An 11823-nucleotide genomic window follows, 5' to 3' on the forward strand; every position below is an offset into this window, starting at 1 on the left:
GCGCGCACTTCAGGAGAAAACTTGTTCGTCGTCTTGCTTGTCATAGACCCTACTTCTCACGAGTTGGGGTCTCCGGCAAACTCGGTGCGGTTCAGTTTTCCTGTCCCTGCTCGTTGATATGACGATCGATAGCGATCATCAAATGCTGGTCGTCATCTGTTCCACAGCAGGACATCCGAAAATTGGTCGGTTCTTCAGCATGATGCGCGGAGGCATCGAAAATTGACCAGAACTCTTGCTTGATGGGTGTGAGCTCGTGGATTTTGAAACCATCAGCCCGCACGGGGACATTAATTCCGGCAAGTGCAATCGCGATGACGACCGCTATAAGAGTTCTATTTTTCATACAGGGCACCATTACATCAACTTAAGCGCGACCAGATTGATACTGGACCGCTGAGCTTGAGAAAATAGTCAAAACTTGCGTCATGATAGCGTTCGTGCAGCAAAATCAATTCAGTCACAGTGGCCCGGCGCAGGACAGTTCGACGCGGACATTTTTACCTGCAATCAAATTCTGATCCGATGCGAGGATCAGTGTTCGATCGCCTTCTCGTGCAAGTGAAATGATGCCCTGCTGCAGTTTCTGGCGTATGCCGTTGACTTCCACACTGGCGGTGTAATTTACCAATGCAGACATGCATCCACACATTCCGATCGACCGATGCAAATTAAACCTCGCGTCGAAGGAAACAATGTTCGCCTGCCTCTTCACCTGCCCGGGCTTCAGATCGACGCAGGCCGATAGTCCGTTCTGCAAATCAATTTCGACGGCATCGCCGGAAGCTGCTTGTCCCGCGGAGATGGCGCAAAGGAACACAGCCACCAATGATCTGAATAGGGGCCTTCTTCTCCGTGCAGAAATCCTGATGTTTTCCTCCGCTTCAGGAAGCTTTTGACCCGAACCACTAATCATTTTTCTTGTTGATCCGTTCGTCGTTAGCCCCATCTGTTTTTAACGGAGGGTTCTGCTGTTTCACGGTGCCGATCAAACCAGTTTCCCGCCCCACATCTTTTTCCGATTTAGGTCCGTCGTCGTCTGCCAACGCGCTTAAGAGTGCTCTGGTCTCATAATTTCCACCATGTGCATCTCCTGTAACCAACACTGTTTTTCCTCCGTGAGACGCAGCATCCCTTAGCGCCTCAAGCCGATTGATTTCCATCATAAATGCCATAGCATCTGCGTCGGTAAGTGTTGTATCCGCTCGAAAGGCGGCAAGGGCTCGCGCATTGCCTTCTGCGATAATGCTACGACTGGCTGCGATCCCCCGCGCCGTTATTGACATCGCAGCAGCAGAAGCTTCAGCGCTCTTGGTGCGTTTAATCTTTTCTGCCTCGCCATCGTTGTGCGCCGCTTCCAATCTGCGCTGAGACGCCAGCACTTCGTTGAAGGCTGAAATCATCTCCGGCGTTGGCCGCGGGTCATCAATCAACACGGCACGAATCTCATAACCATATGCATTGATAGCTTCGTCCAGAGATTCACGGACAGTACGCGTGAATTCGTCTCGATCAGTATAGAGTTGGTCGAATGTTCTCGCCGCAGCGACCGCGCGTGCGTCTGTAGCGACGTAGGATTCGATCTGCTCTTCGGGATTATGCAATTCGTAAAAGGCCGCCTCTACCGCGGTAGGAATAACCCGATATTGCAGGCTGATCGGCATGGTGACAAAGGCATTGTCTTTGGATTTAACACCAAGCTGAAGAGATATTTGTTTCGTCTGCAAGGAAAACGGCGAGCGAGCGCGCTGAAATGGCCAAGGAAATTTGATCGACAAACCCGCTTTACGATAGCCAGTGTAACGGCCGAACGTTTCAAGAATTCTCACGTGCTGCTGGGGTGTCATGACAAAGAAGCTCTTAAGCCAACGCAGTCCCAGATAAATCGCCACAATGGCAATAATAACCGATACAGGCGTTGTAATAATGGAACTGGAAAATTCAAATCCAAGAAAATTAAACATTCCAACCCTTCTTAATTTCGAATTTCACTATTTTCAGTTTGCTCACTGAACGGCACAGTTCCTCATCATTCAACACAGAACATCATGATTGGCAGCAATTGCTATTTTAACCAAAGCTCTTTGACTGGCAAGTCGTTCTGGTATGTGTGTCATCGACACCTGCTTAATGCGATAAATGACTTTAATGACTGGCGAAAGCTGATCATTCCTACAGAATTGGACGCGACAGGCTGCGACATATATTGGATTTCGACAATTATGCTGGCTGCACGGATAACAATATCGGCACGTCAAACTCTGTTCACATTCCCTCAATAGGACAGCAAACCACCAGAGCGCGGGGAATAGGAAGCATGAACGAAAAGTCGCAAATCAGATCGAACCCTGTCATTGCCACGGATAAGGATATTCGAAGAGCAACGGCAATCGCCGATTTGCTTGTGCAGCCGCTCGGCGTTCTACCCGACACCGTTGGCGATCCTGTTCGACCGGTCTGAATCGGCATCCCGCAGACTTGTAGCCAGGTCCACCGCTGCATTCTGGCGGCGGGCGGCCTACGCTTATATTTCTGATCTCCCTGTTCAGCGGTACTCCATACGCGCATTGCATTCAACGAAACCGAGACGCCCTCTTCTTTTGGCGATCATCCGCCAAACCGCTTATCGTTATTAAAGCCCCTCGCCTAACGGTTCGAACGTCGGAAAAAGGACAACCAGTGCGATAAGCAAATCAACGCCAGACCGGCCATAAGAATGACGCCGAGCGCAAAAAATCCACTTAGCGCCCAAAATATGATCGGATTATCGCTCATGTAAACGTCCGGCCCTCGTCTGTTGACGATCCTCCCGTTCTGTATGACGCCTACGAGACCCTGTGCACCAGCCCAGACCAGCCAAGAAAGCAGTCCCGCGACAAGGCCCGAGCCCAGAATTTGGCTTATTCTCGATAGATGTTTCCAATTCATGGCTGTGCCCTCAGAACCGGGCCCAAGCAGTCTCATATCGAGACGAGACACCCACTTGCCTTCATTTCCGAAAACAGGAGCTGACGGATTGAGAAGGTTCCTCCCCTCGCCTTCTGTGTCAGAGATCGTAGATATCCGCCGGGCGAATTGATGGTTGATAGTTTCTGCAGGATCCAGGCAATAGTCGTCGAAGCGGTTTCTGGCCCCATGAAACGGATCGCTTCCTGATAGGCTGACTGACTGATACCGAGAAAGCGTGAGACAATACGCGAGGCATCGAGAAGCTCACGCCATGTCGCAATGCCATTCGTACAATACTCGCGGATGTCTGGACATGATCGCAGCACCTGGTCGAGAGAAATGGATGGCGTTAACTGGCCTGAAGTTCCTTCCTTCAGCTTCACAGAAACGGGTGTTTCCGCGGAAAGCGCATTCAAATCAATCTTTTTGCCATTTTGAGATTCAAAAAGGGATTCTGGCAGGGATTCACTATGCTGCCGCTCATATTGAGCGACGCTGCCGCTCATTTCCGGAACAATCTCTATTGTTTTCAGAGCGATAGCCAATTCACCACGAATGGCTTCAAAACTGGCCCTGATTGCGGACAGTTCATCAAGAGATGCACGGCGAGGAATAGCGTCGACAATGGCGCGGAAGCGAACAAACAATGCTTCGATTCGTTCACCAGGTTCACCTGCTTCGTGAGCCTTATCCGCAAAAACTGCCGCTATATCTCGGCGTATGACGGACACTTCGTCGCGAAGACGCTTCAGTGCTTTCTGATCGGCGAGAATCTTATCCGCGATAGCAGCAATTTCAGAGGCGCGCTGGAGCAATGGTGCAAAGGAAAAGCCGAAAGCAAGCTCGACGCCGCCTTCCCTGTCCTTATGAGCATAGCGCTTGCGGGTCGGGCTATCTTTGCGCGCAATGATCCCGGCTTCAATCAGGGAGGCCAGATGTCGGCGCAGTGTAGACTCCGGCATGCCATGGGCACGCAGCGAAAGCTGTCGATTGGATGGGAAAACGACAAGGCCGCTTTTCTCTTGCATTTCATCATCAGGCAGAAATGACAGAAGTGAGCTCAGCACGGCAAGACAACGATCGTTCAGACCGAATTCTGCCTTAGCGACGCAAAGCTGTTTGTAGAGCGCCCATCTGTTTACGCCCCTCCCCTGCTTGGGCTTCTCTTGCCGGCCAGAATTTTGAGCAAACACCTTCATTCGCCCACGCAATGCGGACGTGTCAGTCTTCAGAACTTGCATTTCCTCTCACCTTTCAAAAGGCAAAAGAAATCCACCCGCCAAAAAGACGCTTACGACTCTTGACACTGATTCATGGAAATGCGATTCTCAGTCTGCTAAAACATCGAGAAGGGCTTCCACGACGGCAACGTTTGGGGGCCTTTTTCTTTTGCGGCTTAATCTCCATTCTTGGTTTCTGATTGCTTGAACTCCTCAAAAAGGATTTCAAGTCGCTCGGATAACCAATCGCCGAACGGTCTAGCCTTCTCGCTTCTGAAAGAGAAATCGACCCGTTTCGGCTTTTGACTCATCGTAATTGCAAATTCGCTATATCCCCACGACTTTGCCGTTGGTGTGGTTCGTTCCTTTTTGACCGGTTTGCCTTTGGCATTCGCCGCAGCGAAGACCCGATTGAAACGCTCGTCGCTATCTATTGAACCAAAATCTTCCGAAGTTACGATTTCGGAAATCGCAGTGGCCTTACGTTCGACCAGAAGGCTTAGTTCAAGCCAGCGTTCGCGCCCCACCCCGGGGGCTGATCCTATAACATTGATGAGTTCCGGCGAAATACGGGACGTTACGGAAATCATCTTGGAAACCGCAGCCGCATTAGCTGCAAGTGCTGAGGAGATTGTTTCACGGTCATATCCGAGAATCTCAAGATTTTTTGCGAAAAGAGCTTTCTCAATGAAGCTGAGATTTGCTCGAGCCGAATTTTCTTGCCCTTGCGCGATAATATGTGTTTTGTCGTCAAGTGCCTTTACAACTGCTCGAACATTGCGTCCGAGCTCGCGGGCGACCTTTACACGGCGATGACCAAAGACGATCATAAAGCGACCATCTACGCTTGGATGAGGACGAACGAGTATAGGGCTGTTCTGTCCGCGTTCCTGAATAGCTTGCAGAAGCTCCTGATATTCTTCACCATCAGTGCCAAGACGATCAGATACAAAAGAACTGTCTATAACATTTGGATCGAGGTCGACTACTTGCTCACCTTCAAGGAAAGCGTCAGCTTGACGTGCAAGCTCATTAACAGAACGGATCATGGATTTGGATGCACCACCGATCCGATAATTGGACGTCACTGGCTCTTCGGTTGACTCCGTAAGTCCCGCGAGAAGATTTTTCCTAGCCATTTCAGTCTCCGTAATCGCTTATCTCACTGAATTTGCAATCATAAATGCTGGATTTGTCAGCAGACAAACTCATCTGCCCCAAGATTCGTGGATAAGGCCTTCAATTTCGCCATTGACGGCATCTAATGATTCAATTGCACGTTCATAGGTCGAACGCGTCATCGCGCTTTTTTCGACCTCATAGAGAGTTTGCTTTGTGATCCCAGCATCCGAGACAGCGGTTGATTTGACCATCTGGTTCTTGAGGATAAACTCGCCAAACAATGTCTGCAAAAAAGCCACCATCTGAGCCTGTGGCTGATCTGTTGGCTCGTATCTTGTTACAAGGTAGCGATACCATTCCAGATTTACCTCTGCGCCAGCAGCGCGGATAGGCTCGAGAATATTGCCAAGCATCAGGAGGAACTGGCCCATCGACATCACATCCAGCATCTGGGGATGTATCGTGATGAGAACTGCTGTGGCTGACGTGAGCGCCGTTATGGTCAGATAGCCAAGCTGTGGAGGGCAATCAATGACGACGATGTCGTATTGGTCGTCAACTTCTTCGAGCGCTTTGGAGATGCGGGTGAAGAATGATTTACCAGCATTCGAATTGCGGTCACTCATTGCGAGCGGGGTATCATATTCAAATTCCTGCAATTCCAAATTTGCAGGCACGATGTCCAGTCCAGGAAAGTTGGTGTTCTGAATAATTTCAGAGAGCGGCTTTTGCTCTTCATCATATCGGATCGCGTCATAGATTGAAGGGACCTGATCCAACTCCGGTTGAAACCCGTGCAGTGACGAAAGTGAAGCTTGAGGGTCGAGGTCGATTGCCAAGACGCGATGACCAGTAAGGGCCAGATGTTGAGCCAGATGGGCGGTAGTTGTAGTTTTCCCAGAGCCGCCCTTGAAGTTTACGACCGCTATGACCTGAAGATGTTCACCTGGCTTTCTGTGAGGGACGTACTTACGTGTTTCCGACCGACCGTTTTGATCAAGATACTGGCGAATGTCGTGCATCTGCTCTGCGGTGTACGAACGCCGACCAGACGGCGAAGTTTCAGGAGCGGGGCCTTTGCCTTCCAAATGAAGTTTCTTAAGATGGCTCTGACTTACCCCTATATATTGTGATGCTTCTGCAAGAGAGAATGAACGAAGCGTCTTCTTTCCAGAATCAGGGAAGTTCTGAACGCTGAGCAAATGCAACTTCTTCGAAATTTGATCCCCTTGATCGAGGATGTGTTTTTCGAATTTAAGCGTGGCTTTCGGCTTTTTGAGCGAGATCTCGTTCATTACCCATTGATTTCCATAAAAACGATTTTTAGCCAGAATGGCCAAACTAACCGTTATTATGTCCGATTCTTAGGGATGCGCAACAAATTTAAAGTTAATAGTAAGTTAACACCGTCGCAGGGTCTATAGCTCTTGCTCTTGTAGATTATCATATTGATTTAAAGCAATATTTTCCAACTTTTGTCAGCAGACAAAAATGCTGAGGTTGGTTTAATCTGGGAGCGAAACGTCACAAAGTTAAATGCAGACGAATAGTCAAGAACGATCGTTTCGCCAAAGGCGTCGGAATCAATGCGTCCTATAACCTAATGCCACGGCCGTTGGCTGTGCGAGTTATGACGTCTCTCCGGAGTTGCCATAGGATGAAGTTCACTCAACAACGCCGCGATTGCGATGTGTGTTCCCGCGCGCTCCTGCAATAACGTGAATACGCAATTCCTATCCACCGATTTGCAAATAACAAATCCTGCGTCTAAACACCGTACGCGCCCCTGGGAGGACGGGCCTGTGTTGTTTTAGAAGATGGATGGAAGAATAATGATTATTGTTTGGCGTGGATGGGGTTTTCTCTCCGTCTTTATTATCGGAGCGGTGACGGTTACCACTTTGCTCGGCACACTTTGGGTGACAGAAACCTTACAGTTGCCGGACTGGACAAAAGCTCTTGATTTTGCGCTCTCCTTAACCATGGCCGGTGTCGTCAACTGGATAGCTGGCCGATATCTCAACAAAGCGAGCAAATCCCGGTTTGTGCCCAACGGAAACACCAGTCGCTCATCTGGCGACAGCGCGGTCGGGCACGATCTGTTCTCATAAAGATGGAGTACTGGTCAGTCCCGCTCATTGTTATAGCAGCCTGGTTTACGGCAGCTGCTTTCTTCGCCCGTTAGTCTGGGCTCATAAACGCGATTGGTTGCCTGCGTTTTCGACGCAGATACCGCATGACGGATTCAAACCAGACGGATTCAAACCAGTTATCAGACCCAGTCGAAACAATTCCAATTCCGAAAAAAAGGCTCGTTCACGCATTAGTGTGACGTTAAAGTAGCATGACACCAATTATGAAATCGCTTCTAACTGCGTTATTCCTTTCTGCAGGAGTTTGCCTTGCAGGCTGCAATGATCAAAAGGATGAGCAATCAACGGCGGAGGTTGAACAGTCTTCAGCCCAGCAGCAGGAGATTGCGAAATACAATACCTATATTGACGCGGCAAACGGCAGCGCGTCTTTCGCAGCCAATCTCGCTGACCATCTGAAATATTATCAGGAGACGCTGGAAAAGGGCCGGGAGCTCAAAAACTATTCCGTCGAAAGTCCGTATAATATCAAACGTATGCGTGAGACGCTCGACAAGGCTTTGGCGTTGCCGGCGGAACTACCCGAGATCGACGAGGCTGCAAAAGCCCTTACTGCGGCGTTGAAAGAAGTTGAACCGTTGAATACGGAACTGGACAGCTACGCACAGGCGAATGGCTATCTCGCAGACAAGGGAAAAAGGCCCGTGAAAAGGATGGCGATTACGTTGCCGCAATGGCGAAAGTCGCAGCCGCAGAAAAAGATTTCTATAACGGTATCAGCAAGCGAGATGAGGTGAACACCCGTGCTGCGTTCGAGCAGGCCCAGAAGGACTCTGTCGAATATTTTCGCGCAGGCATAATCCTTTATTCAAAGCAGACCGCGCGACTTGCCGATGAATTCTTCCAGTCGAAGGGTGAAGAAAAAACTGCACGGGCCTTTGGCGACAGTCTCAATCAGGTCAATAAAATGGCGGAAGGCTTTGATAAAAAGATCCGCGAAAGCAGGCCGGATGGTTGCACGAGCATGATGCGTTCGATCAACAGCGTCCTGGCACGCGGACGTAATGCCATTCAGCGTGCCGAGCGAGGCGATTACAAGGACCATGGGTTTAGCAGCCTTTCCGATCCGGTTGCCATGGATGTCCGCGCGTTCAATCAGGACTTCAACAATATGATCAACGACTTCAATCGCGATCGATGCTGAAACGGGGAGCCATTCAATGAATTTCCTTCATAGCTTTGGTTCCGCCATGTTGTTATCGCAGTTTGCCAGCCGTCAACTGGAGGGCCTGCATACGCTCATTGATCGGAAACGCATTCCGGTCGAGAAGTCTGATGATTTTTATCGACAGGCACTCGCTCTCGACAGGATTGTGGGCGAGGGGAGGTTCGGCCGCTGTTATCACCGATATTCTTTGACCAGAAAGGTCACGGTCGCAGCGGCGTCGATTATCATTGTTCCGGCGTTGGCTGTCTTTCTGTTGTCGAAAGTGCCGTCGTTTGGCGGGCCGATAAACGAAATGACGGCATTGCTCATGTCAGATTTCATGCGGTTCGTTTATATTGTGGGCACGGCAAGCGGAGTGCTGCTTCTGGTGCTGGCTGTAGGCCATTTCTATTCGCGCGCGCTTCTGAACAGGCTTTTGGGGCCGGAGCTTGCTCACCTGTGGCAATCAATTATTCGGAAATGGGCACCTGAACTTCAGCATCAAGCCGCTTTAAGCCGTGATGACCCCGACGAAATCGCAGCTTTGATCGTGAACTGCCAGCGTTGAGACCTAGGCGGTTTCGCTGCAAAACCGAAGACACGGTGTATTGATGTCTTGAAGTAATAAGACATCCGGAAACGGAAATTGAGGAGAGTAGTGGTGCCAACAGGAAGATCGATCTGTATTTAGGAATTGTTGAATCAAACAATTGATGAGGACAGTTATGAAAGCTTATTTTTTGGCCGCCGCACTCGTTGTTGCAGCAACTCCTTCTTTTGCCTGCACGGCCGAAGAAGCGACTGCAAAGGCCACCGAGGTCTCGCAGAAGATGCAGGAACTTGCAGCAAAGGACCCTCAAAAGGCTGCAACTGTCGCCCAAAAGATGTCGGCTGCTCAAACGCAAGCCGCGACTGATCTCGACGGTGCCTGCAAGGTCTATGACGATATGCTCGCTGAGCTGAATTAATTTTGATGCTTGATGGCAGCGCCTTATGGGTGCTGCCATCAACTTGTCCCCAGACAATCGCTGACATCAGGTCTTGGTGTTTGCGCCTTCCGCGAGCCATTCTTGGCTGAAAGAGGCGAAGTCAGAGAGAAACCGTTCGGCAACCTGCCGGTTAGAAGGTATTTCGAGTATTTTCAAGATCTGTTCCGGCGCCTCGTTCATGACAGCAAGCCTGAAGAAAAGGCTCTCGTTGAAACCAGAGCTTACAGTCGAAAGCACTGTTCTGAGCGTTTTCAGCATATCGTCTCCACGATGTGACGCATGGACGAGTGCAATAGGCTTCGCGATCACCTGCTCTCCGGAAACAAGCCAGTCGATGGCATTTTTCAAGCCGCCTGGAATACTGCGGACATATTCGGGGCTTGATATGATCAGCCCGTCACTTTCTGAAACAGCTCGTTTGAAAAGCCGCACATTATCCGGCTCGTCGGAACCCTCGAGGTCGGGCGAAAGACTGGCAAATCTCCGATGCCACCAAACACGTTGATTACGACATCCTTCGGAGCAATCGAGTGCATAGCTCTCAATAAAGCCGTGTTGGTGGACAGTCGGCGTGCGCTGCCTGAAATTGCAAGTATGTTCATGATCTAAAATGCCAATCTATCTGATCGTCGGATTTAACCTGTCCGCGGCTGCGTGGAAAGTCTGACAAAGCGCACATCCGGACTGGATGGAAAGCACCTCACGACAAACGGAGTATAGTCGAGTTCGAAATTCGACATTATGCTGACAAGCAGATTTCCTGCAGGACAACGTGTTAATGAGGGCATGCATGCCAAAATCCGGTGTTTTCGTCGCCATGGCAGCCATCTTGGTTGTGAATATCAGCGTTGCTGAAGAGTTGGACCACAAGTCGATCGCAGCTGGCTCGGCTCTATGGGTTTCTAGTAGCGGGGACGAGTCATCGACCGATGCGATGGTAGACATTGGTACCATGCGTCAAATAGGAGACGCGCTCGAGGTTATTATTCGCTGGCCTTACCTGCCGTCATCCTATGGTCCCGAAGTGGTGGAAAAGTTGCATATCATCTGTCGGGCAGATGGAGCGCTGTCATTCAGTGTTGAGGAAGGCCACATTTCGCCGGAGGGACATTTCCAGTTCCAGAATATCTACGATCCGGCAATTCAGCGAGCGGAGGCTGAAAAGCGGGCCACGCAAATGGCGAAAATCAGCAATGGGGTGTCGTCCTATGGATCGGATCCGCGGAGCCTCGCGTGCTGGGCAGCTGCTCGCAAATGCGCCAACGAAGTTTTCACCTGGCCACCACCGCCGAACAAAACGCCACTCGAATATTCGGAACAAGCCCGTAAAATGAATGCAGATTATAACCAGATGTTTGTCCCAACCTGTAAATTGGATTGATCGGATTTGGCGATGCTGCCCAGGGGCGTCCGCTTATCGTCCTGAATGACTTTTCCTAGAGTTGTCCTTAAGATGGCAAAGGTTGGCGCAGACTCCGGATTTGATGCGACGGGGGAGACAGGAAGTCGACTGGAAAACCAAAACTTACGCTCAAGCGCTGATGGAAAGAGAAATGATGTGGAAGAAGACGGTTATCGTCAGTGCCATTATTTTCACGACTTCGATCCCTTGCAAGGCTGATCGATTGGTTTGTACTGAGTCAGAACATCTGCGCTACATGAAGATGGTCGGCAAGGTTGGTGAGATGGGGATCGACCTTAACCCTGTGGGGCAGGATCGTACGGCTTTCGAACGGTTGACCGCGGCATATGAAGCGATCAACCCGAAAGGACCGAACACCTCACTTTACGTCGCATATGTCCCCACCGGTCAGATTTACAGTCAGACATGTGCGAAAGAACGCTGCACAATGGAAGAAATGTCGGCACCAGAGCAGGCCTGTTTGATCGATCACATGAACCAATGTAGCTACGTCGCGCTTCACTTCCGGGGCGAAGATTTCTGTCTGCTCCGTTCGCCGCGAAATTAGATATTTGATCGATGCAGTTGAGGTTTTTTTAAAGGCACGATCGCTGACAAAGTTCTGTATGCGCCTCGCTTGTCTCGGAAATCCTGAACTTTGCGTCAAGTGCTAACTTTGATTACTCGGACGTTGCTCGCTGCGCTGTTTGAGATTGTGGTAAAAAGCCGAGCGTCGTCTGCACGGGACTGGCCTGCCCCTATGATGTGGTCCGGTTTCAATCTTAATGCATGATCGGCTTCTGAGCCATCATCTGGGCAGATGATGGCGCTGACCCGCGTG

The 11823-nt window shown here is 50.2% G+C and carries 12 protein-coding genes and 2 pseudogenes; 7 read left to right on the top strand and 7 right to left on the bottom strand.

Features of this window, described 5'->3' with window-relative positions; all coding sequences use genetic code 11:
• Positions 1 to 91: 91 nt before the first annotated feature.
• The 3 genes from FHS76_RS21925 to FHS76_RS21935 form a co-directional block, all read right to left on the bottom strand.
• Entirely contained in the window at positions 92 to 346 is a 255-nt protein-coding gene (locus FHS76_RS21925) for a hypothetical protein (RefSeq protein ID WP_235992858.1), read from the bottom strand.
• Positions 347 to 460: 114 nt separating this feature from the next.
• Positions 461 to 916, bottom strand: a complete 456-nt coding sequence (locus FHS76_RS21930) for a DUF2195 family protein (protein WP_183658367.1) — start codon at positions 914 to 916, stop codon at positions 461 to 463.
• On the bottom strand, positions 909 to 1964 hold the full coding sequence (locus FHS76_RS21935) for an SPFH domain-containing protein (RefSeq protein ID WP_021587406.1): 1056 nt from the start codon (positions 1962 to 1964) through the stop codon (positions 909 to 911). Before FHS76_RS21935 ends, FHS76_RS21930 begins: the two co-directional genes overlap by 8 nt.
• 353 nt (positions 1965 to 2317) lie before the next feature.
• On the opposite strand from FHS76_RS21935, the gene FHS76_RS21940 reads away from it, so the two are divergent.
• The gene (locus tag FHS76_RS21940; RefSeq protein WP_021587407.1) at positions 2318 to 2461 is read left to right on the top strand and encodes a hypothetical protein; all 144 of its coding nucleotides are present in this window, start codon (positions 2318 to 2320) and stop codon (positions 2459 to 2461) included.
• 499 nt (positions 2462 to 2960) lie between these two features.
• Here the strand turns inward: FHS76_RS21940 and repC are convergent, their stop codons facing one another.
• The 3 genes from repC to repA form a co-directional block, all read right to left on the bottom strand.
• Positions 2961 to 4190: a plasmid replication protein RepC gene (repC, locus tag FHS76_RS21945; protein WP_112701442.1), complete on the bottom strand. Its 1230-nt coding sequence runs from the start codon at positions 4188 to 4190 to the stop codon at positions 2961 to 2963.
• A gap of 155 nt (positions 4191 to 4345) precedes the next feature.
• On the bottom strand, positions 4346 to 5308 hold the full coding sequence (gene repB / locus FHS76_RS21950; RefSeq protein ID WP_031346297.1) for a plasmid partitioning protein RepB: 963 nt from the start codon (positions 5306 to 5308) through the stop codon (positions 4346 to 4348).
• Positions 5309 to 5377: 69 nt separating this feature from the next.
• Positions 5378 to 6586: a plasmid partitioning protein RepA gene (gene repA, locus FHS76_RS21955; protein WP_021585848.1), complete on the bottom strand. Its 1209-nt coding sequence runs from the start codon at positions 6584 to 6586 to the stop codon at positions 5378 to 5380.
• 537 nt (positions 6587 to 7123) lie between these two features.
• Between repA and FHS76_RS21960 the strand changes: the two genes are divergently transcribed.
• The 4 genes and pseudogenes from FHS76_RS21960 to FHS76_RS21980 all read left to right on the top strand — a co-directional run bounded on the left by FHS76_RS21960 (position 7124) and on the right by FHS76_RS21980 (position 9559).
• Entirely contained in the window at positions 7124 to 7402 is a 279-nt protein-coding gene (locus FHS76_RS21960) for a hypothetical protein (protein WP_183658370.1), read from the top strand.
• 245 nt (positions 7403 to 7647) lie between these two features.
• Positions 7648 to 8588, top strand: a pseudogene (locus tag FHS76_RS22680) (DUF3829 domain-containing protein).
• 16 nt (positions 8589 to 8604) lie between these two features.
• Entirely contained in the window at positions 8605 to 9159 is a 555-nt protein-coding gene (locus FHS76_RS21975) for a DUF6097 family protein (protein ID WP_021585845.1), read from the top strand.
• Positions 9160 to 9316: 157 nt separating this feature from the next.
• On the top strand, positions 9317 to 9559 hold the full coding sequence (locus tag FHS76_RS21980) for a hypothetical protein (RefSeq protein WP_021585844.1): 243 nt from the start codon (positions 9317 to 9319) through the stop codon (positions 9557 to 9559).
• A 66-nt stretch (positions 9560 to 9625) separates the two neighbouring features.
• Here the strand turns inward: FHS76_RS21980 and FHS76_RS21985 are convergent.
• Positions 9626 to 10182 (bottom strand): annotated as a pseudogene (locus FHS76_RS21985) (NADPH-dependent FMN reductase).
• Between the two features lie 188 nt (positions 10183 to 10370).
• Between FHS76_RS21985 and FHS76_RS21990 the strand changes: the two are divergent.
• Both FHS76_RS21990 and FHS76_RS21995 read left to right on the top strand, forming a co-directional pair.
• Entirely contained in the window at positions 10371 to 10961 is a 591-nt protein-coding gene (locus FHS76_RS21990) for a hypothetical protein (RefSeq protein ID WP_183658376.1), read from the top strand.
• Positions 10962 to 11133: 172 nt separating this feature from the next.
• Positions 11134 to 11550, top strand: coding sequence for a hypothetical protein (locus tag FHS76_RS21995; protein WP_183658378.1), 417 nt, complete (start codon positions 11134 to 11136; stop codon positions 11548 to 11550).
• Positions 11551 to 11823 lie beyond the last annotated feature (273 nt).

The sequence above is a fragment of the Brucella daejeonensis genome (assembly GCF_014199265.1).
GTDB lineage: Bacteria > Pseudomonadota > Alphaproteobacteria > Rhizobiales > Rhizobiaceae > Brucella > Brucella daejeonensis.